Source organism: Prochlorococcus sp. MIT 1323 (assembly GCF_047304905.1).
Taxonomy (GTDB): domain Bacteria; phylum Cyanobacteriota; class Cyanobacteriia; order PCC-6307; family Cyanobiaceae; genus Prochlorococcus; species Prochlorococcus marinus_D.
The window spans coordinates 1,955,275-1,981,027 of sequence record NZ_CP138973.1; the positions used below are offsets into that span (position 1 = coordinate 1,955,275).

General features: G+C 48.8%; 25 protein-coding genes and 1 pseudogene. 12 read left to right on the forward strand and 14 right to left on the reverse strand.

Going from position 1 to position 25,753, the window contains the following annotated elements; translation table 11 throughout:
* Nucleotides 1-197 precede the first annotated feature (197 nt).
* Together SIB68_RS09490 and SIB68_RS09495 are read right to left on the reverse strand one after the other, a co-directional pair.
* Nucleotides 198-1,103, reverse strand: coding sequence for a hypothetical protein (locus SIB68_RS09490; protein WP_155724843.1), 906 nt, complete (start codon nt 1,101-1,103; stop codon nt 198-200).
* Nucleotides 1,104-1,268: 165 nt separating this feature from the next.
* Nucleotides 1,269-2,702: a site-specific integrase gene (locus SIB68_RS09495; protein ID WP_063399039.1), complete on the reverse strand. Its 1,434-nt coding sequence runs from the start codon at nt 2,700-2,702 to the stop codon at nt 1,269-1,271.
* A 586-nt stretch (nt 2,703-3,288) separates the two neighbouring features.
* Here SIB68_RS09495 and SIB68_RS09500 point away from each other — a divergent pair.
* From SIB68_RS09500 to SIB68_RS09515, 4 genes are all read left to right on the forward strand, one after another.
* Nucleotides 3,289-3,561, forward strand: a complete 273-nt coding sequence (locus tag SIB68_RS09500; protein WP_063399016.1) for a hypothetical protein — start codon at nt 3,289-3,291, stop codon at nt 3,559-3,561.
* A gap of 189 nt (nt 3,562-3,750) precedes the next feature.
* Nucleotides 3,751-4,008: a hypothetical protein gene (locus tag SIB68_RS09505; protein WP_063401119.1), complete on the forward strand. Its 258-nt coding sequence runs from the start codon at nt 3,751-3,753 to the stop codon at nt 4,006-4,008.
* 257 nt (nt 4,009-4,265) lie between these two features.
* Nucleotides 4,266-4,547: a hypothetical protein gene (locus tag SIB68_RS09510; protein WP_063401118.1), complete on the forward strand. Its 282-nt coding sequence runs from the start codon at nt 4,266-4,268 to the stop codon at nt 4,545-4,547.
* 231 nt (nt 4,548-4,778) lie between these two features.
* A complete protein-coding gene (locus SIB68_RS09515; RefSeq protein ID WP_236069131.1) occupies nt 4,779-5,006 on the forward strand; it encodes a CCRG-2 family RiPP in 228 nt (75 codons plus the stop codon).
* A gap of 356 nt (nt 5,007-5,362) precedes the next feature.
* Here SIB68_RS09515 and SIB68_RS09520 read toward each other — a convergent pair.
* From SIB68_RS09520 to SIB68_RS09530, 3 genes and pseudogenes are all read right to left on the reverse strand, one after another.
* Nucleotides 5,363-5,772: pseudogene (locus SIB68_RS09520) on the reverse strand (recombinase family protein); the annotation flags it as partial.
* A 175-nt stretch (nt 5,773-5,947) separates the two neighbouring features.
* On the reverse strand, nt 5,948-6,265 hold the full coding sequence (locus tag SIB68_RS09525; RefSeq protein WP_063401117.1) for a hypothetical protein: 318 nt from the start codon (nt 6,263-6,265) through the stop codon (nt 5,948-5,950).
* A 216-nt stretch (nt 6,266-6,481) separates the two neighbouring features.
* Entirely contained in the window at nt 6,482-6,679 is a 198-nt protein-coding gene (locus SIB68_RS09530) for a hypothetical protein (protein WP_063401116.1), read from the reverse strand.
* Nucleotides 6,680-6,987: 308 nt separating this feature from the next.
* On the opposite strand from SIB68_RS09530, the gene SIB68_RS09535 reads away from it, so the two are divergent.
* Nucleotides 6,988-7,203 carry a hypothetical protein gene (locus tag SIB68_RS09535; RefSeq protein WP_155725006.1) on the forward strand — a complete coding sequence of 72 codons (216 nt, stop codon included), beginning with the start codon at nt 6,988-6,990 and terminating at the stop codon, nt 7,201-7,203.
* A gap of 134 nt (nt 7,204-7,337) precedes the next feature.
* On the opposite strand, the gene SIB68_RS09540 is transcribed toward SIB68_RS09535, so the two are convergent.
* From SIB68_RS09540 to SIB68_RS09555, 4 genes are all read right to left on the reverse strand, one after another.
* The gene (locus SIB68_RS09540) at nt 7,338-8,819 is read right to left on the reverse strand and encodes a protein adenylyltransferase SelO (RefSeq protein ID WP_063401114.1); all 1,482 of its coding nucleotides are present in this window, start codon (nt 8,817-8,819) and stop codon (nt 7,338-7,340) included.
* A 58-nt stretch (nt 8,820-8,877) separates the two neighbouring features.
* Nucleotides 8,878-9,174, reverse strand: a complete 297-nt coding sequence (locus SIB68_RS09545) for a hypothetical protein (protein WP_063401113.1) — start codon at nt 9,172-9,174, stop codon at nt 8,878-8,880.
* Nucleotides 9,175-9,606: 432 nt separating this feature from the next.
* Entirely contained in the window at nt 9,607-9,780 is a 174-nt protein-coding gene (locus SIB68_RS09550; RefSeq protein ID WP_155725005.1) for a hypothetical protein, read from the reverse strand.
* A 44-nt stretch (nt 9,781-9,824) separates the two neighbouring features.
* On the reverse strand, nt 9,825-12,155 hold the full coding sequence (locus SIB68_RS09555) for a RelA/SpoT family protein (RefSeq protein ID WP_413681830.1): 2,331 nt from the start codon (nt 12,153-12,155) through the stop codon (nt 9,825-9,827).
* Nucleotides 12,156-12,210: 55 nt separating this feature from the next.
* On the opposite strand from SIB68_RS09555, the gene SIB68_RS09560 reads away from it, so the two are divergent.
* Together SIB68_RS09560 and SIB68_RS09565 are read left to right on the forward strand one after the other, a co-directional pair.
* Nucleotides 12,211-13,827 (forward strand): ABC transporter ATP-binding protein, encoded by a 1,617-nt coding sequence (locus SIB68_RS09560; RefSeq protein ID WP_063401111.1) that lies wholly within the window; start codon nt 12,211-12,213, stop codon nt 13,825-13,827.
* Between the two features lie 528 nt (nt 13,828-14,355).
* A complete protein-coding gene (locus SIB68_RS09565) occupies nt 14,356-14,532 on the forward strand; it encodes a bluetail domain-containing putative surface protein (protein ID WP_413682041.1) in 177 nt (58 codons plus the stop codon).
* Between the two features lie 113 nt (nt 14,533-14,645).
* Here SIB68_RS09565 and SIB68_RS09570 read toward each other — a convergent pair whose 3' ends face one another.
* A complete protein-coding gene (locus tag SIB68_RS09570) occupies nt 14,646-14,960 on the reverse strand; it encodes a Nif11 family protein (protein WP_063401108.1) in 315 nt (104 codons plus the stop codon).
* A gap of 453 nt (nt 14,961-15,413) precedes the next feature.
* Here SIB68_RS09570 and SIB68_RS09575 point away from each other — a divergent pair, with 453 nt between their 5' ends.
* Complete coding sequence (locus tag SIB68_RS09575) at nt 15,414-18,086, forward strand: sulfatase-like hydrolase/transferase (RefSeq protein ID WP_196757151.1); 2,673 nt, start codon at nt 15,414-15,416, stop codon at nt 18,084-18,086.
* 32 nt (nt 18,087-18,118) lie between these two features.
* Here the strand turns inward: SIB68_RS09575 and SIB68_RS09580 are convergent, their stop codons facing one another.
* From SIB68_RS09580 to SIB68_RS09590, 3 genes are read right to left on the reverse strand one after another with little or no spacing between them, the layout of a single operon-like run.
* Nucleotides 18,119-19,093: an RluA family pseudouridine synthase gene (locus SIB68_RS09580; RefSeq protein ID WP_063401105.1), complete on the reverse strand. Its 975-nt coding sequence runs from the start codon at nt 19,091-19,093 to the stop codon at nt 18,119-18,121.
* A complete protein-coding gene (gene ylqF / locus SIB68_RS09585; RefSeq protein ID WP_063401169.1) occupies nt 19,090-19,959 on the reverse strand; it encodes a ribosome biogenesis GTPase YlqF in 870 nt (289 codons plus the stop codon). The genes SIB68_RS09580 and ylqF overlap by 4 nt, the downstream gene beginning before the upstream one ends.
* Nucleotides 19,956-20,339 carry a universal stress protein gene (locus SIB68_RS09590; RefSeq protein WP_063401104.1) on the reverse strand — a complete coding sequence of 128 codons (384 nt, stop codon included), beginning with the start codon at nt 20,337-20,339 and terminating at the stop codon, nt 19,956-19,958. The genes ylqF and SIB68_RS09590 overlap by 4 nt, the downstream gene beginning before the upstream one ends.
* 134 nt (nt 20,340-20,473) lie before the next feature.
* Here SIB68_RS09590 and SIB68_RS09595 point away from each other — a divergent pair, with 134 nt between their 5' ends.
* From SIB68_RS09595 to SIB68_RS09610, 4 genes are all read left to right on the forward strand, one after another.
* Nucleotides 20,474-21,679 (forward strand): phosphoglycerate kinase, encoded by a 1,206-nt coding sequence (locus SIB68_RS09595; protein ID WP_063401168.1) that lies wholly within the window; start codon nt 20,474-20,476, stop codon nt 21,677-21,679.
* 344 nt (nt 21,680-22,023) lie between these two features.
* Nucleotides 22,024-22,935 (forward strand): NAD(P)-dependent oxidoreductase, encoded by a 912-nt coding sequence (locus SIB68_RS09600; RefSeq protein ID WP_063401102.1) that lies wholly within the window; start codon nt 22,024-22,026, stop codon nt 22,933-22,935.
* Nucleotides 22,936-23,242: 307 nt separating this feature from the next.
* Nucleotides 23,243-24,244 carry a DUF952 domain-containing protein gene (locus tag SIB68_RS09605; RefSeq protein ID WP_063401101.1) on the forward strand — a complete coding sequence of 334 codons (1,002 nt, stop codon included), beginning with the start codon at nt 23,243-23,245 and terminating at the stop codon, nt 24,242-24,244.
* Nucleotides 24,241-24,885: a DUF938 domain-containing protein gene (locus tag SIB68_RS09610; protein WP_063401100.1), complete on the forward strand. Its 645-nt coding sequence runs from the start codon at nt 24,241-24,243 to the stop codon at nt 24,883-24,885. Before SIB68_RS09605 ends, SIB68_RS09610 begins: the two co-directional genes overlap by 4 nt.
* Before the next feature lie 66 nt (nt 24,886-24,951).
* On the opposite strand, the gene SIB68_RS09615 is transcribed toward SIB68_RS09610, so the two are convergent.
* A complete protein-coding gene (locus SIB68_RS09615) occupies nt 24,952-25,635 on the reverse strand; it encodes a hypothetical protein (RefSeq protein WP_063401167.1) in 684 nt (227 codons plus the stop codon).
* Nucleotides 25,636-25,753 lie beyond the last annotated feature (118 nt).

Here is a 25,753-nt window from a genome sequence, read left to right on the forward strand (position 1 = left end):
GGTGTTTGATTGTCTCTGTGTCTTTATCTTCTTGTGCTGTTAGCAACATCTTTTCGTAGATGCTGACTTTGCTAAGCATGGAGCGGCAAAGCTTTTCTTTAGCGGTAGTGAGTGTCGTCATGGTGTTGGTATGTCTATGTTGTCTTTCCTCTTAGAGTAGGGGGGTAGGTGTCTTTTTCTAGTGATAGCAAGGGTTTTCAGTCAAGAGCATCAAAGAAGCGCTTGATGATCAGCTCTTCTGGTGTAAGGCGCTCTCGAGGTTGTTGAGCCATCAGCTGTAAGGGGGTAGGCGTTGGTTGATCCTCTCTACCTGCTGTTAATTCATTGAGCCATTCATCGAGCATGTCATCTGTCATTTGAGGTTCTAAGGCTTCTGCTTGTTTTCGTTGTTGCTCTTGTTGCCAGATCTCAGTTGCAAGCTGCTCATCCCAAATCTGGTAAGAGATCATGATGCGGAAGATCTCCTCTTCTTTTTGACCTAGAGCTTCTGTGCCTTTGAAGTCATTGATGATCTGATCGATGAGATCGTCTGCGTCTCGCTGCAGCATGGCGTCGATAGTTGTTAGCTGTGCTTGATCGCCAAGCTGCTGCATCATCAAGCCTCGTTGCTCGTAGAGCTGCTTGTCTTTTTCTTGGCCCAATGCTTCTGCTTTTTGGTAAGCAGCCTTGGCTGATGCTTTGAGCTTTGTGAGCTTGGATGGCTCGCCTTTGTGGGTTTGGCTCCATTGCTTAGCCAATGAATCTTGAGAGAGCTTGGGAGTGTCTTGCAGCTTGGTGATGGTTTCATCTTTGATGGCTTTAGCGAGCCAGATGATTGCAAGCCTGAGGATTTCTTTGTCTGTAAGTTCGAGTTGATCGGCCAAGCCGATTGCCTGATGCTTTTCTGCCTTAGGAAGACTGACCGAGAGAGGCCTAGAGCGCCCTGTATGACCCTTGTCTACTGTTGATGCTCTTGCGCATCTAGAGGTGCTTTGCAGGGCCTTAAAGCCGCTTCTGGAAGCCTCATGTAAGGCGATGCGAATGGCTTCCCTTTGATTACATTGAAGAGAGTTAGTAAGACCTTCTAGCATTTGATCTTCTTGCGCAGATAGCATCGTTGTCATGCGTGCTGCACACTTTTGAGTTGATTGAATGATTGGATGCTTTGAAGAATCAAAGCGATGCTGCTTGATGGGGAAGAAGGTCTTGGATTTTGATGTTGTATTGAACTTACTTTGCTTGCTTTGACCCATGAGTTCGTTTTGGTGATACGTGTTTTATTGTTTGATCTAACCAATCCAATGGAGGTGATTTTCTGCAGCTTTAATTGTCTTTCTACCTTTGCTAAGTAGATCTGTTGCTTCATCGGCTCGGTAGTGGAAGTAATGGTCTTCTATGTATTTCATGCTGGTGTCGGTGTTAGCTGCAATCACAGGAACTGGTACACCGGCTTTAAGACGCATGCTGATGTGAGTGTGTCGAAAGCTGTACCAGGTGAGGTTCTTGCCGGAGTGGATGTTGATGCGTCTTTGGTTGTTGCTGTCATCATCGGCCCAATCTGCGAGTCGTGCCTCTACTAATGCCTCAGCGAAAGCGTCTTTCCAGATGCGTTCACTAAAGGCTTGCCCTGTCCGTTGATTGACAAAAAGCAAGTCGTCGGGCTTCTTGAATCTGGTGATATCTCTGAGGGTCTCAAGGTGACGAGCGATGGGAGCAGAGATGCGGTAATAGCGAGCTGTTTTGGTGTTCTCTGGCGGCACCTCAACAATGATCCATGTCTTCCTTTCTGCTTTGGGGATAGCGGTGTTCTCTGAGATGTGCTTCCACTTGATCTTGCGTAGGGAGCCAGGACGGATGCCGCTATCCATCGAGATGCGCATCGCGTAATAGATGAGTTGCCGATGGATGAGCTGTGCTGCAGAGCGGGGCGAAAGGCCATCAACGCTGACGGTTGTGATGTACTTGCCGCTGGAATCTTTGAGTAGCTGACCTTGTTCATCGAAAGTGCGTTGCAAGCCTTTGCTCCACCAGAGCCGGCTGCTTTTTTCAAGCTCTAACCACTCTTTTTCTGAGAAGTCATCACGGCGGTGCTTTTGGTCTTTCGGCAGCTTGATGCGTGGGATCTCAGGAAGGCTCTCTCGCGTGACAAAACCATGGGCGACGCCGACTTCCTCAAAGGCGCGTTTAAGGGCAGACATCTCTTGGAGGATGGTGGTTTGCACTGGGATCTTTTTGCCGATTTGTATGGCTCGTTCTTTGCGCCATGTCTCGTAGTTCAAAAAGGCCGAGCGCCGAAACTTGTGAATGGGCTTTTTGTCATCTCCGACGTAGTCCCTGAGCCAGCGCATCTGATTGGCAAGCAGCCTGTAGCGAGCAGCTGTAATCCCTTGCAGTGGGATAGAGCTGATCTTCTTTTGTTCTTTGGCTAGGAACTGTTGAGCCATCTCAGTGAATGAGATCGAACGGATGGCTTCTCCGCGATCAGCTTTGGCTTTGAGTTCCATGTAGAGAGCAAGACCAACCATCCAGGCATCGTCTTGTCCTGTGATGTCTGGTTTGGGATATTGACCCTTGGCATCTTTAAGAACAAAGCGGTGCCTTGTTCCTGCTTCTCGGTCGTAGAAGTAGAGGAACCATCGACCACCCCGCTCTGCACGCCTGTAGACGTAGGCGTTGTTATCGGTTGGGATCTGTTTTTTATCGAGAACGCTTGAAGTCGTCAACAGTTAGTGGAGCGAGCTGGTAACGCTTTGGGTACGGCAGGACCGCCGCAAGAGGGATGTCACGAGCGGCAGTGATCTGGTAACACCATGGTAACGATGATAGGTTATGACCAAAAGCGCTGCAAATACTAGATTATGGGTAATACGTGCGCATCAATGCCGATTACACTACCTAGGCTGAGAACTACTGTACTGGAAGGCTTTTGAGGGGCTGTCAAATAGGCGCTTACGCAATGCTTACGCTGAATACGGACATAGGCCGACAGGCCATTTGTTGTCTACTAGTAATGACTCAACGAACCTTGCTCGCCCTAACAGATCACGTCTCAAGGAAATAGACGTGCGTTGCAGGGTGGCCATGGGGCAAATGAGGTCCATCTACATACGTTATATCGCTTCAGAGATTTGTTTCATGAAACCTCAGCTCGATCTGAATTTATTTTTTTAAAAATTTCTAATAGGACCTGTGACCAACATCACAACTAGCAATGATTGGAGTCAATGACGTATAAGAGAAATTGGCAGATGATGTGTTTGTCGGCGGAAGAGATTCCAACGAACTTAAACACACTACTTATTTTTAATCATGACTACTTTTAAAAATCAGATCACCGAAGCTGAATTTGAAGCACTCGTTATGAGTGAGCTTGAAGACATGGAGCTAACTCCTGAACAACTGGCATTCGTAACTGGTGGAGGCCTCTGGTCTTGGGTTAAAAAAACAGCCAAGAAAGCAGCAGACTGGGTCGAAAGTACTTTGGGTGATGGTGATGGCGAACATGAAGTGAGTGACTACATTGACGAAGTCCTTGCGGTTATTGGTTTCCTATCTAGTAAGAAAAGTGACAAAAAAGACTGATCCCTTCTAGACAGGAAGTGTCTTTATCACCCCGCCATTGAGCGGGGTTTTTTATAGCCTTTTCAGCTTGTAATTAAGATCACAGTTGAAGATGACTGAGATCATCACAGCTGTTGCTGATTTGGGAGATAGTGTGTTTGTCGGCGGAAGAGATTCCAACGAACTTAAACACACTACTTATTTTTAATCATGACTAATTTTAAAAATCAGATCACCGAAGCTGAATTTGAAGCACTCGTTATGAGTGAGCTTGAAGACATGGAGCTAACTCCTGAACAACTGGCATTCGTAACTGGTGGAGGCTTCTGGTCTTGGCTTAAAAAAACAGCCAAGAAAGTAGCCAAGAAAGTAGGCAAAGCTATCGACAAAAAGGGAGATAATGATGGAAAGTTTGAATTGCAAGACATAATAGACATGCTTCCAATAGTAACTGTAGGGATGATGTAGTAAACTCTGATTAAAGGCTGATCATAAGTGTAGATATAGTATATTTTTATATACGTATCTAAGGCAAATTCAGATTGCTCCAAGCAGATCTTTGCTACCCCGCCAATGAGCGGGGTTTTTTGTAGCCTTTTCAGCTTGTAATTAAGATCACAGTTGAAGATGACTGAGATCATCACAGCTGTTGCTGATTTGGGAGACAGTGTGTTTGTCGGCGGAAGAGATTCCAACGAACTTAAACACACTACTTATTTTTAATCATGACTAATTTTAAAAATCAGATCACCGAAGCTGAATTTGAAGCACTCGTTATGAGTGAGCTTGAAGACATGGAGCTAACTCCTGAACAACTGGCATTCGTAACTGGTGGAGGCCTCTGGAGTTGGATCAAAAAAACAGTTAAAAAAATAGGTGATAAGATTGAAAGTACTTTTGGCGATGGTGATGGCAAGCATGAGGTAAGCGATTACATTGATGAAATCAGGGATCTCTTTAAGCCAAGCCCTTTTGACCCACGTCCAAACCCAGGACCTTGTCGTTGATTGGCGACTGATCCTTCTAGATAGGGCATATTTTTATATATGTATCTGAGGCAAATGCAGATTGCTCCAAGCAGATCTTTGCTACCCTGCCATTGAGCGGGGTTTTTTATAGCCTTTTCAGCTTGTAATTAAGATCACAGTTGAAGATGACTGAGATCATCACAGCTGTTGCTGATTTGGGAGATGATGTGTTCATCCGAGGGATAAGTCCCTCACAACCAATCCAAGCCAATGACAAACAACGAACTTACGATTGGAGAGCTACAGGGATTTGCAGGTTGCGGTACTTCTACTGGCAATGCTTTTAGGTTGGATAAGTCTTCTACTAAGTTTGCTGACAGGAATCAAAGGAAAGCAATTATACATTCAAATTATATTGTTGATCCTATTTACAAAGATGGACTAGATACTGGTCCTATAAATAAAAGTGAAGTTGGTCCAATGGGAAGAGAGCGATAAGCTCAGCTAGGTTCATCCATTATCACAGACCCAGCAATTCCTCTGAAGTTAGCTATACTCAGGGAAGAGTATTTACACCTAATGGCTGACCCAAAAGACAACGAAGAAATCAACGAGGAACTATCGCTCTTGCTGTGTCTCAGGCCATAGTCAGAACTCCGAATTCATTGTTCTCTTTGTCATCTTCCTGCTCCCTCTCGTAAATGATAGAAAGTTTCCTCACACCTCACAGCAACACCCTTATATTGAGGTGGGAAAGATTTCATCCAAGTATGTATTGCCATAGTGACTGGCAAGACCCCCTTGACATGGAAGACAATTTTTTTTCTTTTTGTCTAAGAAATGTGGTGGAAGGTTCAAGCCGCTACTATCTCTTGCTCCACGATGATCCTTCTGATGGTGGAGAGAGCAAGACCTGTGTGCTCTCTTATGGATCTGTAAGAGCAGCCTTCCTTGCTAAGGCGTAGTGCCAGCCCTTCTTTGACCCGACTGGTCTTAGGTCTGCCTCCCAAGAGTTCCCATCTGTTTCTTTGCGGTGTTGGATGCTCTCAAGTGTTCTCTTTCTGGTCAATGAGCGCTCCACTTTTGCAAGACCAGAGAGCAGACCAAGAAGCACAGGCGCGAACTTGCCTAAAGCTCTGGTGTTGATCAGCCCATCGAGGGTTCTGACGTGGATGCCTTGCTGCGGCAGGTCATGGATGTGATTGACTACCTCGACTTGAGTTCTGCCTAACCTATCTATCTTCGAGGCCACAAACTCATCGCCTCATCCCCATTACTCTGGAATGCTGATTGTGGATATAGGCAGCATTAGATCTTGAACCGAAAATTAGAGTAAAGCAGTGATAAAGAAGCATGAAAAAGGACGCCAACATCAATCAGCGCCCATACCTCAAAACCTACTTGAGGAGTGTTGTGTCTTTAGTTTAATCGATAACCAACTAATCTTCTGCGTTTTCAAATTGCTTTGCCAATTTGAATGCCTTTCTGATAATCAAATATGCGCCGTATAATCCAGCGATTAAGGGAATAACAATGAATGGATTAGGACTGTAGTTGGAATAATCCTTTACGCCATCGACGTATTCAATTCCTGAACATTTTAGATAGAAGAGACTCATGAAAATGATTGCCCATCCAAGGATTGAAAGAATTCCTCCTTTTTTATCCCCCTCATAAAACCTATCTAAACCCCACCCCCAACCAATACCGAGTAAGACACCTCTTGTGATTGCATTTTTTTCTTGCTTGCGAAGCATTGGTCAATTAATGGTTAAAGTTCGAACTAACCATAACTGATTCTTTCTGATAGTGTGTGAATAAGCAAAATACCCTCTAGGCGCAGGGCGAAAAAAGGTCCGTTTATGCTTTATGGAGAAGTCTGGAGATTATTTCTAAGTTGCGTGCATCAAGGACCATGCGCAAGGCTGTTCTTGCTTAACAGTCACCATTGCATTGCCGGATCCTTCCGAGCACTAGAGACCAGAACAGTCGCGATCAGCCGCTTGACCCAAGCGACCCTCTTGAGCTAGTACAGATGTACTGGACGCGCAGGGCTCGATGGCACGGTTCTCAGGCAGGCAACTATCACCCATCCCTTCTTCTGACCCAGAGGAGTGGCAGTGCATGGATGAGGGCACTCTCAAATCCTCGCGATCAGGAGCAGTGTGCATGACCTGTAATCACTTCCGCTATGCGGTCGGAAAGCAGTGCCAGACCTTATTGACCTGTCCCATTCATCAACGCTTGATTCCTCAAGGAGAGCACCTCAACAGCAAATGCCATCAATGGATCATCAGAAGGGAGCTGGAGGTTGGATGGGCTCCTGAAGTTGCATAGCAAGAGGGTTCGGTAGAAGATCAGATGCATTGAAAAAAGTAACAACCATGTCTCTGGTACCTCGCTGGGAAGTCATGACTGATGGGGCAAAGGCAATCACCAAGCGGATAGCTGTTTCTGCCTTGGTGCTGCTGCTTGGGTTTTGGCTGGTCAGAGCATTGATTCCGTGGGTGATCGTCGCGATCTGCGGTTACTGGGTCTATCGGTGGTTGGCGAAGAGCACTTAAGAAGGTTGGGATGTGATGAGTTGGCTAGGTGTCGTCGACATAGGGATCACGGCATCCAGTCATTACCCAATGCTTTTTTAAGTCGCTTTCAGCCTGTTGAGGGTGCTTCTGTTGAATGCTTGGCGTCGTAATGGACTCATTTTCTTGGATGTATTGGATGAGGTGTCGCAGTTTTTGCAGGCCGTGGCAATGGCTACACCTCGCTCTCAGGCAAGCATGAAACAAGGAACCACTTTTACAAGAAATATCCCCTGTGAAATTAGTGTTAATCCACACAGATTGCTTTCAGCCATGCCTGCAAGGGCTGCCAATCATCATGTTGATCGATCGATTGCCAAAACTCCTCAATCACAGATCGAATTGGTGTTTTGACAAGATTCCAGCGCTGCAATCGCGCATTGATGGCTTGTGCCTCAGCCGGCTCAGCAGACACAGCTTCCCGTTGCTGTGTCCACCAACGATCTCTCCAATCCAGCCAGGCTTTCCTTGCAGGTTCAGCACCATTTAAGACCACTGGCAACAAAGCTTCTGGCTCTTCCGGCAACCCCTTGGTCGATATTTGAGCAGCAAGGCCTGCAAAGAAGGCACCATAACCAACAGGCCAAGTGTCGAGGAGTGCAAGAGTTTTACGAACGGCATCATCACAACCCTCAAGATTGTCATTGCGATCAAAACGACTCGGAAGACCGAGACGACGCTGCATGCAAGCTCTATAATGAGATTGGTAAATAGGAGCAAATGTCTCTAATGACTGCTCCATTGGCTGCCGTGGCAGAAGCATTGCCAATGGTTCTTGCAGCAGGCGCAAGTTGTTATGGCATATCCCAGGTTGCCTGCCATAGGCATAGAGGCCTGTTTGATCAAAATAAGCAGCAGTAAATCCAGGCTCCCATTGATCCAAAAAGGCGAATGGACCGTAATCGAAACTTTCTCCCAGCAGAGACATGTTGTCGGTATTGAGAACACCATGGGTAAAACCTGCAGCCATCCACTCCGCCGTTAACCTGGCCACCCGTTCAACGAGTTCTGCGTAGAAGGCCAGCAACTGAGCTTCGATCGCGCCAGCAGCATTGCCTTCTTGAACAGGATAGGCAGCGGCAATCTGCGGATAATAGACATCAACCACATGACGCAACAAACGCTCTAGGCTCTGAGCATCCCGCAAATGCAGCAGCCGCTCACAAGTGCCAAAGCGCAGATGCGTGCGTGCCATACGCATCATCACTGAACTGCGAGTCGGAGAAGGCTCATCACCCCGCCAAAGCTTCTCACCGGTTTCCACTAAGCAAAGAGTTCGGCTCGTGGTGACGCCTAAACGGTGCAGCGCTTCACTGGCGATAATCTCCCGTACACCCCCTTTGAGGGTCAGTCGACCATCCCCTCCACGGCTCCAGGGAGTTGTACCAGATCCCTTAGTGCCAAGATCCTGAAGCTGTCCAAATCGATCACGCAGTTGACCATAAAGGAAGCCACGACCATCCCCAAGCAATGGATTGTATGTACCGAATTGATAGCCGTGATAACGCAGAGCTAATAACGGAGTACGAGCCTCAAAAGAACCATAAGCCTGCTCCAGATGATGATCCTCTACGGCATCAGGGTCAACCCCTAGCTGCCTCAGCAAAGCATCATTACGGAAACGCAATTCAGTACGCGGAAATCGTGCGGCATCAACCACATCCCAATACTCAGAGCCCAGACTTTCAATCTGCGGCTCAAAGTTCAATGCGAGTAGCAGGTTAGTCAATCCAACACAAAGCTGTCGTTACACGTTGTTCTCAAATTCATAGACAGCCCTCATGCATTCATGGCCAATATTTTATTCCCCTGTTTCGCCACATAGCAGCGGTTGAAGGAGCCCCCATCGTTGTATGGCCCACAACACCTGCCAGAGCAAGGCACTGTACCCTTGGAAATCGCGATGCTAACTCAAGACTTTTATCTGATAAATTGTAGCGGATGATTCTAAAATCTAATTCACGAGCTCTGCTGATATAGAGGGCGCTAAGAAAGTCTTTGATGACAGGGTTAGCGGAAAATTTTGTGTCAATCAATTGATCTTTAATATGATTCCAGTGCCAAAGAATGAGCCAGAAACTCATCACCTAGAACCTTGCAGTTCCCCCGCTCCCAGTACTTAGGGCTCTCTATTCGTTGGGTAGCTTGGCTATCTTGTGATTGTCTTTAATAGAGTCAGTGACTAAAATGGTGAACAGCGCAAGGTCGCTTAGTGATCGTAGAGATCTATTCGTTAAGCGTACATCTACTCGGCAAGATAATCTTGACATTTGCTATCAGAGCCTGACCACCTAGTAGGCACGATCAACGTGAGCGATTGCAAGAAGATCTAAGATTAAGTGGACTGATCAAAAGTATCGCTTACGATTCCATTGTTCAGGTCTTATTTAGATTTCAGAGCAATCGCGGTATAGATAACAATCCCCAGGCTTTTCCATGCGCGCTGTATTGCATGAAGTCATGATTTGGGAAACAGCACGTAGAGACCACCGCTAAGCCATTAGGCAAGGAATTGATCAGTCAAGACGCTTGAGCGCCTGAATCAGCAACGCAGGGGAACGGCTATGTAGAAAGGGCATGGAGCTAGGCCCATCAAGGAACGGCACGATACGAAATAGTTGCTCATAAAGTAGAGATGCCTCACGGCAGTAGACGTAGAGACCAAGGTCAACCAAGAAAGGAACGGCCACTAAGAGACATCCCAGTTGCTTTTGCCTGTTTAGATCGCGCTGTCCTAGCTCAAGCCAGTGCGGGCGATATCGAGAACATCGGCCATCGAGCGAATCTGATCCATCATTGATACCAGCTGAGCAGCACTGTTGAGCTCAACCCGCAAATCAATGCAGGCGGGTTTGCCATAGGATGTTTTAACCCTGGCATCGCTCACATTGATGTGGTTGTCTGAAAGACGCATCAGGATGTCTTTCAGAATTCCCACTCGGTCAATCACTTCAATACGCAACTGCACCGGGAATCTCTCGCCTGCGATGAAGGCACCTTGATTCCAGCGCACCGGCAATCGTCTTTCACTGGGGATCGAGCCAACATTGACGCAATCCTGCCGGTGAATCGTGATGCCGTGATTACCAAGAGCAACCGTTCCAAGGATCGCTTCTCCTGGCAGCGGACTACAACAGCCGCCCAGGCGGTAATCAAGGCCCTCCACGCCAAGGATCGGTACGCCATCAGACGCAGACAGCCTGGCTGGGCTTAACTCCACTTGAGCCACAAGCCGTTTCGCAACATTGACATTGCTGAGTGGTTGCTCAGGCTCGACAGTCTGAAGACGGATTTCTTCTCGCAAACGATTCAGAACTTGCTGCAAGGTCAAAGCTCCAAAACCAAGCGCCGCAAGCAAATCCTCTGTAACCGGTAAATTGCAGCGTTCTGCCACGCGAGTCATCGCTTCGCTACTGAGTAGCGCATCAAAACCATTGCGACCGAGTTCACGCTCCAAAAGGTCTTTCCCCCGTTGGATCGTTTCATCACGATGGCTTCGCTTATACCACTGACGGATGCGATTACGGGCTGTGGGAGTAGCCACAAAGTTCAGCCAATCGAGGCTTGGATGTGCTGTTTTGCTGGTGAGAACTTGCACGAAATCACCATTTTGTAATGAGGTCGACAATGGACAAAGCCGATCATTAATTCGCGCACCATGGCAATGGTTGCCAACCTCTGAATGAATCCGATAGGCGAAATCAACGACTGTTGAGTCTTTGCGCAAGCCCACTACATCGCCTTTAGGAGTAAATACAAACACCTCCTCATCAAACAAGTCTTCCTTGATCGAAGCAAGGTAGTCGTTGTGGTCATCATTGCCTCCTTCCTGTTGCCACTCGACAAGCTGACGAAGCCAATTAAACCGCTCCTTATTGGCGGCAGCTGGGGAACCACCTTCTTTGTACTCCCAATGAGCCGCAATGCCGAATTCAGACACACGATGCATCCCTGGAGTACGAATCTGCACCTCAATGGGCCGATGCTTGCCGAGGACCGCCGTATGTAGCGATTGATAGCCATTGGGCTTGGCTAAACCGATGTAATCCTTGAAGCGTCCGGGAATAGGCCGGAAGGTGTCATGCACGACAGCCAAGGCGCGGTAGCAAGTCTCCACACTGGGAGCGATAATTCGCAAAGCCGCCACATCGAAGATCTCATGGAATGCCTTTTGCTGGCGTTGCATCTTGCTCCAGATGCCATAGAGATGCTTCGGCCGCCCACTGACTTCACAAGCATCAAGACCCGCAGCTTCCAGTCGTTCCGTTAACAGTTCAACCGTGGTCGCCAGACGGTTCTCCCGTTCACTGCGCTTGGTAGCCACCTCTTGCTGAATCTCTCGGAAAGCCTCAGGTTCAAGAAGCTTGAAGGCCAAATCCTCGAGTTCCCATTTGAAGCGACCAATGCCGAGGCGATTGGCTAGAGGTGCGTAAATCTCGCGGGTTTCACGAGCAATGCGCTGCTGCTTATCAGCCTGCAATGAGCCAAGCGTGCGCATGTTGTGAAGCCTATCGGCCAATTTCACCAGCACCACGCGGATGTCGCTGGCCATTGCCAGAAACATTTTGCGTAAGTTCTCAGCTTGGGCCTCAGTGTGGTTAGTGAAATTAATCCCCCCCAGTTTGGTGACGCCTTCCACCAGTTCCCGTACCTCAGCGCCGAAATAATCTTCCAGTTGCTCCAGGGTTAAATCGGTGTCTTCCACTACATCGTGAAGGAAACCTGCAGCGATCACGCTGGCGCTAGCGCCGATATCCCGCAACAGATCAGCCACTGCCACGGCGTGAACGATATATGGGTCACCACTGGCTCGAAATTGCCCCTCATGCAGCTGAAAGGCCAAATCAAAAGCTGCTGCAAGCAGGGCTTCTGAATCGATTGGGCAACTCTGCCCAATCCCAGGAGGAATGTGCTTAATACAGTCTTTCAACCATTCCGGCAAGGCAATGCCGTAGTCATCAACACTGCTGAACGGATGTCTCCTGATCTCAGGCAAACCACACACCTCTGAACCACAGGCAGCATTGGCCTGTGTTGACTTTGGGGCAGTGGTGACGTTGAGCATCCGACCCAGCGCATCAATCCATGGTATTCAGTCTCAAGACTCCGTGCTACTAACGATGCCCAGCTCTTCAGAGCAGGTACTCGAGCTCAGCCAACTGCGCATGCGCTATCCCCGCAGCGCTGATTGGACACTGGATGGACTGAACCTAAGCATCAAGTCAGGAGAGAGACTCGCCCTGGTGGGCCCTTCAGGCTGTGGCAAGAGCACCGTGGCCAAGGCCGTACTGCATCTACTTCCCCCTGGCAGCATTTGCCAGGGGGGGTTGCTACTGACCGGCCAAGATCCAAGACCATTGCATCAGAAGCGATTGCGGCAACTGCGTGGTGAAGCGGTAGGTCTGGTTTTTCAGGATCCAATGACCCGCCTCAATCCGTTGATGACGGTGGGAAAGCATTTGCTGGACACTCTCAACGCCCACCAACCACAAGCTACCCCCAGCTGGCGAGAGCAGCGGGCAGAGGAACTCCTGGAGCGAGTGGGAATCGGGGCGAACCGGTTCCGCGCTTACCCCCATGAATTCAGTGGTGGGATGCGTCAGCGGCTGTCCATTGCTCTAGCAATCGCCCTCAATCCCCCTCTGGTCATCGCCGATGAGCCCACCACCAGCCTTGATGTCGCCGTGGCAGGTCAGGTTATGGCCGAACTCAGCAACCTCTGCGAAGAGCTCGGCAGTGCTCTCATGCTGATCAGCCATGACTTGGCGATGGCAGCTCGCTGGTGCGAGCGCATGGCCATTCTCGATGGGGGACGCATGGTGGAAGAGGGTCGGAGCGAAGAGCTGCTTTCTCATCCCCGCTCAGCTATCGGCACTCGGCTCGTGGGTGCCGCCAGGGCGCGTGAAGGCGGAAGCACTCCAACTTGCTCGCATACCGCTGCCGTCGTTCTAGAAGTCAATGCTTTGCGCTGTTGGCATGTTCTGGGAGGCTGGCCCTGGGCACCGACCTGGCTCAAAGCTGTTGATGGAGTGAGCTTCAAGATCCGTGCTGGCGAGAGCCTTGGTGTGGTTGGAGCATCTGGCTGCGGCAAAAGCACCCTTTGCCGGGCCCTCATGGGTCTTACGCCGATCCGGGGTGGTCAGGTGCACCTCCAAGGCCACAACCTGCTCAGCCTGCAAGGACAGCCATTAAGGCAAGCCCGTCAGGCCTTGCAGATGGTTTTTCAAGACCCCCTCGCCTGCCTCAATCCAAAAATGACGATCGCAGAAGCCATCGCTGACCCACTGCTCATCCATGGAATGGCAAGCCGAGCCGAAGCAAGGCAAAACGGGCGAAAGTTACTTGAACAGGTGGGCCTCAGCCCAGCAGAGGACTATCAAAACCGACTGCCTCGCCAGCTCTCTGGCGGCCAGCAACAACGCGTCGCCATTGCCCGAGCCTTGGCCTTAAAACCGAAGGTGCTGATTTGCGATGAGAGCGTCAGCATGCTGGATGCGGAAATTCAAGCTGAGGTGTTGGCTCTATTGCGTCAGCTTCAGAAAGAATTGGGGCTCGCGATTCTTTTCATTACCCACGACCTCTCCGTTGCCAGTGGTTTTTGCCACAGAGTGATTGTGCTCGACCATGGGCAAATCGTTGAGGAAGGACCGGGCGATCAGCTCCTTCAGAACCCCCAAGCAGCAATTACCCGCACACTCGTCGAAGCCTGCCCGAGACTGCCAACCCAAAAGGCTTAGAGGGATGGGAAAGAACACAAAGCAACACGCTTTGGCCTTTAAAACTCTAGTGAAATCGTTAAAATTGAACATCTATTGCGAAGCCAACACGCCTCAGGATCTATTTATCTTTGATCATTTGCCATTAAATGCATGGCCAAAATTGCAGGAATTGATATTAAAGAGGTGTTTCTTTAAGTATAAGATTCTGGCGGGCATGAAATGCCTGACCGACCCTTGGAACATTTTCTAGGTATGATAATTGCGCTTCCTCAAGAGCAGGTAACCTCTCGGTAAAATAAAACAGCAAAAGCCAAAATAAAGTCATCAAAGATTTAGCTTTCATTGACGCAAAACTATCAAACAAGCAAGAGGCCAGCCTTCGAGGCTGGAGCAGATGTCTCCCAATTTTCACCTGGTGACTTCACGATCAGCAGTTTTGACATCATTAATGATCTTGAAATTGGTACAGACAGGATCATGGCCTGGGGATCCATAGTAGATGAAGTCACTCAATTAGCCAGCACCAGGAGCCTGAGGAGAGAAGAGATGTCATCACTACTCAACTCGACAACTTCCAATGCTCATACTGCAGCCATATTCAGCATGAATACACGAACTTTCCTAGAGATGAATGACGCCAGAGTTGGTTTGCAGGGGAGCTCAGACAGTATGGTTGAAATTACTGGTTACAGCGGTAATCTCTCAGATCTGGTCATGGGATAGTCCTTAACCGTATTCTCACTAGGGAAGAATTATTTTGATCGATTGAAACTCATTATTGCTCAAGAGTTAAGCATTTTCAAAAAAACTTCCTTGAGTTATCACAGATACCTAATTCAGAGTGAGTAATAATCTATAGCGTCATTCGATCCTATGGTTTGCATTTGAATCTTTGCAAGAGTACGCCTTGCGACAAAGGCATTCTCCATCTCAAACCTCCAGAAATCATTGAGTTGCTGACATTGAGCAAGGAATATATCAGCTTCGGAAAGATTATAACCAGCGCTCTTGGCCACTTCAATAACTTTCGAAGTGTCGACATCTAATGGCGTATGCTGATCACCCCATTTCTCCAATGAGCAATCCTTTAATTGAGCCTGCAGATCAGGGTTGCGTCGCGCTTCAGCAATAAAAGCCTCCAGTTCGCTCATGCGCCTAAAAAAAATAGCTAGGAGACAGGGAAAAGTCCCCCAGATTAGTCAATGTCAACCTAATCTATCTCAGACTCTGCTGGCAGGCTGGTTAGATGGTTATATGTTGGACTCCTTCTACCAATTATATCTGCTATGGGCAAGCTGTTTCTGGGAAAAGGATCCCTCTGTGGCGGATCAATAACTTTTTAGAACTAACCTAATCTTGATTAATGCGTACTCCATGCCCCTTGATCTGGATTATTTGAGATAAGGTGAAGAATCGAATTGCTTGGATCTTATACCTTGGACACTTCACTATAATCTTTTTGATGAATAGAAAAAGTGGGCTCGGCAAAGACAAACTCAAAGTTGTAGTTTACCGCTATATTGAAAGAACATGCTTTGTGAAATGATACACTAACTTTAGTGTATTAGCTGATAATGGCTGAGAAGAGATTTCCACGGAATCTCGTGATTCTCATTACTGATCAAGAAAGGTCCCATGACCTTGGGTTTGCGGATACCTTTGATAGTGACTTACCCGCCACCTCGTGGTTATCGCAAAATGGCCTTTCTTTTTCTAATGCATTTACAAATACCAATCAATGTTCAGTAGCGAGAACTTCATTCTTTACATCCAAATTCCCCGCCCAGCACGAGGTCAAAGAGGTTATAACTTCTGATAAATGGGTTAATCCTCAGACTCAAGCACAGATTGGCTTGAATCCAGACATTCCCAACTTTGCCACAATACTGAAGAACGAGGGTTACGACGTTATTTATAAGGGCAAAGCACATATGAATATCGGCTTTAATCAAAATAAGGGTACAGCAAATACATCAGATGACGAATACATAGACCCAGACTTGTCTCTGCTTGGCTTTAATGAATGGGATCCCCCTGAAGCGGGAACATTCTCGAACCCTCTTGGTCTGACCAATGATCAGCGATTTATAAATGATGGTATAACGTGGCTTGAAGATAGAATTGATTCAGGGAATGATAAACCATTTGCCCTAGTGATTAGTCTGGTCAACCCACACGATATCCTTGCATATCCACCTTTAGGGCAAGCATTAGCAATAGGCAATGAAGATTATAAGTATAGCATTAAGGATTTTCTGGACGTAAATTTTTCATCTCAACAGCCTATTCCTGAGACCATAAATGAGAACATATCCAGTAATTACAAGCCCGATGTTCAAGCGGAATTCGTGGAAGTAATGGACAATCTTTTTGCGCCAATAGATGACACTATAACTAGCAATAGCACAAGCTATCTAAACTTTTATGCCAATCTAATCCAACGAACAGACCTCCAATTTAAACAGGTAATTGATACGATTAACTCCGACGCGGCATTTGCATCAGATACGATGATTGTGAAGATGTCCGACCACGGTGAGCTTGGCTTAGCTCATGGTGGTATGAGACAAAAAACATTTAATGCCTATGAAGAAGCGATTAAAACTCCTTTGATATGGAGTAATCCAGGATACTTTGAAGGCCGCGAATCCAATATTGAGGAACTTGTTTCTCATATTGATTTCCTCCCGACATACTTGAACCTCATTGGGGCAGAAAAAAATACAATTGATTCATATGATCTACAGGGAATTGACTATAGCGGAATTATTGATGGGAGTACAGATGACAATGAGTCGCAAGATTATATTTTATTCACCTGGGATGATGATTGGGCTGGACAAGACCCCCCATCTGGTGTGGCTAAAGACCCACAGCTAGGAATGTTAAACCCGCCTAGTAAAATTCAGGCGATTAGAACCAAAGAATACAAGTTAGTCAGGTATTATGATCAATCAAAGCCATATTCGAATCAGGTATATCAAGAAGAATTCTATGATCTAAGGGGCAATGGCACTGATTATTCTGACGAGCAACAGCAACCACTAGAATCTCTCAACTATTCTCCATGGGCTGAAACCAAACGCGCAGAAGCTGGCGAGGCAAAGATAGCAACCAAAGAAATCACCGATGAATATCTAGTCTTATCAGCACAATTAGATGCAGCTATAGAAGAGCGCTTACAAAGCATGCCTGACTTGCCTGGTGTTGAACCAACAATTGCTACAAAATTACTTGAAAATGGTACAAGAGAAGAAGTCTTTTACATTCACGATGGTCCAGGAAAATTAACCAAAGATCTTGAAATTGCATTTAATTCAAGAGATGGCCAATATTACAATATTCAGTATTTAAATTCAAGCATGAATGATAATGGAGAGAAGGTCGATGAATGGATAAATATAGGAGGAGAAGATAATATAATCAAAGGCACGAATAGCCCAATATACCTATATTATAAAGGACTGCCTAAAAATCTAGCCAAGGAGAATATACGTGTTGAATGGATTGAAAAGTCTGCGAGTCTGCCGACAACAAGCATTGCAACTCAAGGTGTCGCACCTGAGGCGATGATTCGTCTAACTGATGGGCCAGGTAAATTGACCAAGGATGTTGAAGTCTCTTTTGTCCCAAATGATGGTCAATATTATAATGTTCAATATCTGGATGCATACTTAGACGATGATACTGGGGTGTTGGTTGAATCATGGTCAATCATAGGGGGGGGAAGCATACAAGGTGGGGCAAAGCCTATAAATCTATCTTTTAAAGGCTTACCAGCAACATTGCGCGAGGAGCAGATCCGTGTCGCATGGGTTGGATCTTCCAGTGACCCTCCATCTTTAGACAGCGTGCAAAAGACTTATCAAGGGACAAATAAGAATGATCGAATCATAGACATCTTCTCCTTTTCAGGATCTGGTGAAACCAATGATCTCTTGAAAGGCTTAGAAGGTGATGACATCATTTTTGCAGGTAGAGGCAATGACTATTTGTATGGTGGAAAGGGCGATGACACTCTGATTGGTGGCCATGGAGATGATCGTTTAAATGGTGGCAGCGGCTCAGACAAGTTCACGCTCAGTCCAGGAAAGGATACAATTGAAGACTTCCAAATATTCAAGTTGGACAGGATTCTAATTGAAGAGAACATTGAATTGTTCTTCGAACAAGTTGGTAGCGATTTACTTATCAAAGGTGACGGAGGTATCGAAACGACTCTTTTAAATATGAGTAAGCATGACTTTATGCTTTTTCGGCCTATTGAGACTCTTTGATGAGAGTCAATAAAGAAATGCCCCTAATGTGCTTATCTGTTCATCAACTTCAGGCGTAGCAATTTCAAAAGATGATCAAATTCCTTAGGCAAGGGTGCCTCAAAGATCATCCGTTCACCGGTTAGTGGATGATTTAAACCAAGCTGCACAGCGTGCAGAATCTGGCCAGGTAAATCCATCGGTAACTTGCGGCAGCGGCTGTAAATGGGATCACCAACTATTGGATGACCAATGTGAGCACAATGAACACGAATCTGATGGGTGCGCCCCGTATCAAGCTTGAAACGCAGCAAGGAATAGTCAGCTAATCGTTCAACCAACGTCCAATGGGTGCAGGCATGACGGCCTCCGTCTTCAGTGATCACGGCATATTTTTTGCGATCCACCGGATGGCGACCAATCGCTGCCACGATCGTGCCTTGGTCACCTGTCGGAGCGCCATGCACGACAGCCAGATAGTTACGTGATGCAATTCGTTTCTGAATCTGCTCTTGCAGTTTCACCAATGCCTCCTGACTCTTGGCAATCACGATGCAGCCAGTGGTGTCTTTATCGAGACGATGCACGATGCCTGGTCGCAACTTTCCACTGATGCCAGGCAGATCAGAGCAATGATGCAACAGACCATTCACTAACGTGCCGTTGCGATTGCCTGGAGCTGGATGCACTGTGAGGCCCGCAGGTTTGTTGATCACGATCAGATGTCTATCTTCAAACAGCACATCCAGCGGCATCTCCTCCGGTTGCAGGTAGGGCAGCGGTTCCGGTGGTGGCATCCACAACTCCACCTCATCGCCTTGGCGCAAAGGAGTCTTCGCTCGCCCGGTGATGCCGTTCACACGTACAAGACCAGCCTCAATAAACTTTTGGATGTGTGAACGGCTCTGCTCCGATCGCTGGCTCACAAGCCAACGATCCAGACGCATTGGTAAGGGTTTGGGGTAGTGCAGCTTCAGCAATTCACCCTCACCTTCTCCGAACGCCAATGTCCGTTCGTCCAATGTCATGGCAATGGCAACTCCAGCGCGATCGGCCCCAACAGTGCTCGGCGAAAGTCATCCAAAAGCCGTTGAGCCATCCGCCCTGTATCACCAGAGGTGTGGCGTTCGGCAACAGTCATCAACCAAGCATGGGTATCAGCTTGCTCACCGGCCAAGTTGATGCCGTAACGCTGCTCAAGGACCCCTGCAACGACCCCAGCCGCTGCCTGCTTCTCCAACACACTCAGCGTCTCCAGCAACGCTAGGGCTACTAACTCAACGTCATAGGCGGCCTGGCCGATGTCATCGCAAAGGGCGAGATGCAAAGCAGCCTGTTGGTCATCGAGGCGGGGTGGCAAAACGCCGGGGGCATCAAGTAAGTCAAGGTTTTGACCCAAGCGCACCCAGCGCAGGGTGCGGGTCACGCCGGCGCGACGAGCACTCTCCACCACCTTCTGACGGACCAAGCGATTGATCAGGGCAGACTTGCCCACATTGGGAAACCCCAAAGTGAGTGCCCTTACAGGGCGTGGTCGCATACCACGGGAGCGGCGGCGCTGATTGAGCTGATCGCCAGCTCGTATGGCTGCTTGTTGAACCTGCTTAACACCTGTGCCAGCCTTGGCATCACACCACCATGGGGTTTGGGCCTGGTCACGGAACCAACGATCCCAAGATTGTCGAGCCGCAGAGGAAATCATGTCGCGGCGGTTGATCACGAGCAAATGCTGCTTGCCCTTAATCCAGCGCTGCAGCTGCGGATGAGCAGTGGCTATCGGGATGCGAGCATCTCGCACCTCAATGACAAGGTCAATTTTGTCGAGATTCTTGCTGAGCTGTTGTTCCGCCTTAGCGATGTGGCCTGGATACCACTGAATTGTTGGAGTGCTCACGGCACCACCAGCACCGGACAAGGGGCCAACTGGATTACCCGGGCTGCTGTGCTCTCGCTCTCGCCATCCAAATTCACACCGCGTGTGCCCATCACAATCACATCCACATTTAATTCATCAGCCACATCGCAGATCACGAAGGCAGGCTTACCTTCTCTCTCCAACACTTCACAAGCAATCCCAGCCTGCTCGACTTGCTCTCGAGCCCTTTTCAATAGAACTGCCACAGCCTCAGGATCGTGCATTTCAGGCCGCTCAGCCTGGACCACAGACAGGATGATCAAACGGCTGCTATGGCTTCTGGCCAGTTCCAAAGCCTTGCTGGCCGTTTCCATCGTTTCCCGGCTCTGATCAATCGGGAAGAGAACGGTTTCAAACATGCGTTTGAACAAAATGCTTGCTTCAATCTTGTCCTAGCGCCAACCAGATCAGTTCGCCGGCCTATCCAGCCAACCAGCCAAACAAAACACGGGTTAATCTCAGCGGGTTTTTCTTACCGTACGGCACAACCCCCATGGCGAAGCGTTCACTGTCCAGTCTCAACGCAGCGGACCTACGCAGTAAGCGTGTGCTGGTTCGGGTTGATTTCAACGTGCCTCTCAACGAGACCGGCGCCATTACCGATGACACCCGCATCCGCGCCGCCCTGCCCACCATCAATGACCTCATCGACAAAGGTGCTCGGGTGATCCTCTCGGCTCACTTTGGCCGACCAAAGGGACAAATCAACGAAGGTATGCGGCTCACACCAGTAGCAAAACGCCTCAGCGAACTCCTGGGTAAAACCGTGCCCAAAGCCGAAAGCTGCGTTGGTAGCGATGCCGAAGCCAAGGTCAATGCCATGGCCGATGGAGACGTTGTCCTGCTCGAGAACGTGCGCTTCTTCTCAGAAGAAGAAAAAAACGACGCCAACTTCGCCCAAAAGCTCGCAGCACTTGCTGACGCCTATGTGAATGACGCCTTCGGTGCAGCACACCGAGCCCACGCCTCTACCGAAGGGGTCACGAAATTCCTCAACCCCAGCGTTGCAGGCCACCTGATGGAGAAGGAACTTCAATACCTTCAAGGTGCCATCGACGACCCCAAGCGACCCCTTGCAGCGATCGTGGGTGGGTCCAAGGTCAGCAGCAAGATCGGCGTGCTGGAAGCCTTGATCGACAAGTGCGACAAGGTGCTGATCGGCGGCGGCATGATCTTCACGTTCTACAAAGCGCGTGGCCTTTCAGTCGGCAAGAGCCTGGTGGAAGAAGACAAGTTAGAGCTGGCCAAGGAGCTAGAGGCCAAGGCCAAGGCCAAGGGGGTTCAACTGCTTCTGCCCACTGATGTAGTTCTAGCCGATGACTTCGCCCCCGACGCCAATAGTCAGACCGTATCCATCGACGCCATTCCCGATGGTTGGATGGGACTGGACATTGGCCCAGACTCAATCAATCTCTTCCAAGACGCACTTGCTGACTGCCAAACAGTGATCTGGAACGGCCCCATGGGCGTGTTTGAGTTCGACAGGTTTGCCGCCGGCACCAACGCCATCGCCACAACCTTGGCGGACCTCAGTGGCAAGGGTTGCTGCACAATCATCGGTGGTGGTGACTCCGTGGCCGCTGTCGAGAAGGCCGGCCTCGCCGAGAAGATGTCTCACATCTCCACCGGTGGTGGCGCCAGCCTTGAGCTGCTGGAAGGCAAGGTGTTGCCAGGTGTCGCAGCTCTCGACGACGCCTAAGCAAAGACCTCGCTTGTCTGATCGGGCCATTGCCTTGCATAACGGCAATGGCCCCCGCATTCATTAGCTCTGATCAGAGCTCTCGAGCAAACTTCTGGCGCAATACTGATCTGACAGAGAACCTTCATCCCAGCAATCGTAAGGCGCATGAACAGCGAAGAAGACTGCAACTGACTTGACGATTCAGCACCTTGCAAGCTTTGAGCTGCCCGAGTGCAAACCTGCAAACTCTTGTAGGTCAAGCTCGTTGAGCATCATCAGGCAAGATCCTCAGTTTGCAGGCTTGAAGCAACTGTCAATGTTGAGCTTAAGCAGTAACAATCGAAGTAGCTCGACTGACAATCATGAGCAAAGCTCAGCTCAGTTCAACGTCTAGCCTTGCCTTTGTTGGCCTTGGCGCATTGGGTTTACCAATGGCTGCCAATTTGCTGGCTGCGGGTTATGAGCTGAAGGTTCATAGCCGCAGTCGTGCGGCTGAATTGAATTGGGCTTTGAAAGGTAGCCGTTCCTGCAGCTCACCAGCAGAAGCAGCAGCAGATAGCCAGGCTCTCATGATCTGCGTTAGCGATGATGAAGCAGTTGAAGCGGTTCTTTTTGGTTCTCAGGGAGCAGCTTCTATGCTCAGCTCTGGTGCCGTTGTGGTGGATTTCTCGACGATTGCCCCAGCAACGTCGATCACCCTTGCGCAGCGACTCGCTCAGCAAGGGGTGACCTATCTGGATGCACCGGTGACCGGTGGGACAGAAGGGGCCAGAGCAGGAACTCTTACCGTTTTGGTTGGTGGCAGCGCACAAGTTCTGGCAAGGGTGCAGCCACTGCTCGAGGTGATCGGTGAGACCATTCATCACTTCGGTCCGGTGGGACGGGGCCAGCAGGTGAAGGCGCTCAACCAAGTGCTGGTGGCTGGCAGCTATGCCGCCTTAGCAGAAGCAATCGCGCTAGGGCAGCAGCTGGGTCTACCGATGCAGGAGGTGATCAAAGCCTTACAAGATGGTGCTGCAGGTTCATGGGCTCTCAAGCACCGATCAACAGCGATGCTCGAAGATCACTATCCGCTTGGCTTCAAGCTGGCTTTACATCACAAGGATCTCGGCATTGCCTTGGAAACGGCAGAACGCGTGGGACTACAACTGCCCATCACAAGCCAAGTGAAATCCATGGAGGAACATTTGATTGAACACGGCCATAGCGAGGAAGACGTCTCAGTGCTGAGGCGGTGGTTTGATCAGCAACAGGCAGAATCTCAGCAATTCTGATCGAGCCTTCGATAGGCTGAATCAGTTGTTAATAATGCTTCAATTGAAGGTTGATCTTTATGTCTAATAAGAGCCAATAGATTCAGCCTGAATGTTCATTTGTGATCTACTGCTTCATGAACTCCAACTGATATGTGTAGAAGGGGTTAGTGATGATACCGGCAATATGCTATTTACTAGCTAGGCTGCATAGATCCATCCAGTGTAACGATTCAAGGCGCACAAGATGCACTTGAATACTCACTGATTACCATGGGAAAAATGATAGGCTGCATCACCAATCAAGTTATCCAGTGCCTTGAGCTAGATGTCGACTCCGTTGTTGTATAGCTTCCGTCGCTGCCCTTATGCAATGAGAGCCCGATGGGCTCTTTTGGTTTCTGGCCTTTTGGTGAACTTGCGAGAAGTGGCCCTGAAAAATAAGCCGCCAGAGCTGCTGCAGGCTTCTCAAAAAGGAACCGTGCCAGTGCTGTTGACTGCAGATGGGACAGTGATTGATCAAAGCATTGATATCATGCAATGGGCTCTTCAGCAAGCTGACCCCTTTGATGGGCTACGCAGCGGAAAAGCCGGAGAACAAAAAACAATTCAGGAGCTTATCGAACAGAATGATGGCCCTTTTAAATATCATTTAGACCGTTTTAAATATGCTGGCAGGTTTAAAGGAGAAGATGCCGAAGAGCATCACAACATGGCTAGAGACATTCTTGTGGAATGGAATGCGCGACTGGTACAACAAGAATCAAGGGATCGCAATGGTTGGCTGGTCGGAAAATCTCAGAGCTTGGCAGACTGGGCGTTATGGCCTTTTGTGCGTCAATACCGCCTCGCTGATCCATCAAGCTTTGATTGCGATCAAGATCTTCAAGCCATCAAAAGATGGTTGCAAGCTTTTCTGCAACAGCCACTGTTTACAAGGTTGATGACACCAGTCAAACCTTGGCTGCCAGAGCATCATCCGCAGGCTTTCCCTGCTGATTCAAGTTTAGTCAAAATAGATCAGCCATTGTTTCATCTGGCTTTGCTTGAAGACTGGCAAGACGCATGCAATCAAGGGGTTTATCAATTCTCTACTCGTGGATTAAAACTCAAAGAGATTGGATTCATTCATTTGAGTTACCTGCATCAACTTGAGTCTACTTATCATCAATTTTATCGTGATCGAGGCCAAGTGCTTAGCTTGAAATTAAACCCAGAGCAACTGACAATGCCGCTGCGAGCTGAACCCTCATCAGCCGGGGAGCTTTTCCCTCATCTGTTTGGAGTTTTGCCTTTGAACGCTGTAGAACTTGTGGAAACTTATCCATGAATGAACGCTTTGATGCCGATCAAGATCGTCTTCACTTTGCCGCAACTGAGAGGAACCGTGATGCCATTGCTGCTGTTCTGAGCAAGGCGCTGCCGAGCGATGGGAGAGTGTTGGAACTTGCAAGTGGCAGTGGCGAACATGCCGTTGCTTTTCAGAAACTGTTCCCAAAGCTCATTTGGCATACCAGCGACATTGATTCGATGCACCTTCGCAGCATCACGGCTTGGATTCATTTTGAACAGCTTGAACAGATCATGCCGCCCCCCCTCAAGATCGATGTCAACGCGCGCCCCTGGCAACTACCTGATGGACTAACTGATCATCTTTGCGGAGTTATTTGTATCAATATGATTCACATCTCTCCTTGGAATTGTTGTGAATCTTTGATCCAAGAAGCTGCTCAATTACTGGGCGACTCTGCACCACTGATTCTCTATGGGCCATACAAGCGTAATGGTCTTCACACGAGTGAAAGTAATGCCAGATTTGATGAGTATCTGTGCCAGCAAGATCCAACTTGGGGAGTGCGTGAGCTTGAAGATGTAGAACGTCTTGGGGTCAGTTCAGGCCTTTCGTTGAATGAGGTGATTGAAATGCCTGCCAATAACCTCTCCTTGATCTTTAGGCCTAGGCAATCATGACTTGATCACGCCAATCAAGACATCCCTAAAACTGTCGTCAATGAAGACGGCTGAAGCAATGAAGACTCAAGGGATCAGTTCGTCTTCATTGCTCACCACCCGTACACGCTTGGTCACTGTGATCACACCATCAGGATGCACCAACATCGCTGCCCATGTTTGGCTGCCGGGCGTGAAGGGGGCCTGCACCGATTTAAAGATGCCACCACCATGCATCGGTGCCAGCTGGATATCAGGCGTGCTTTGAAGACTGACCTGAGCAGGCGTAAGCGCAATCAAGCCACCAGCAACCATCGCCTGGCCCAAGGGCTGATCAAAGATCACGTCAACGTCGTAACGACTACCTGTGAGCACAGCATCAGGAATCAACAGGCTGATCGGCAAAGGTTTGCTGGCGCTACGCAGGATCGAGTGTTCGCTAATCACTTCTTCGCCAGTGATTAGCGAGCCTTCAGTGAGCAATGCCAAGCGTTGGCTTGCCTCAAGGGCATAGCTCAGGCTTTCCGCTTCACGATTAGCACTTACATCAACTGCAAATGTTGAGCGTCCGTCCTTTAAAGATTCGGCAGGACGAACAGACCAACGGGCATCAGGAAACTTGGCAGAGAAAATGCGCAAACGACTCTCCAGATCAGATGCATATTCGTCTGTGAGCAGACCTCTGAGGGCGTCACCTCCAGGCGTATTGAGAGCCTGCTGTAATCGGGTGCTGAGAGGCACAGCATCTGCAGCCCTACCAATCAATGGCATCAACGCTGAACACAATGCCAGCAGACTGGAGGCCAAAGCGACTGGCTTGAGATGACGCACTGGAGGCTTGAGGGCACTGCCGATAAGTTAGGCCGCACCTTCATGCTCTGCCCACTGC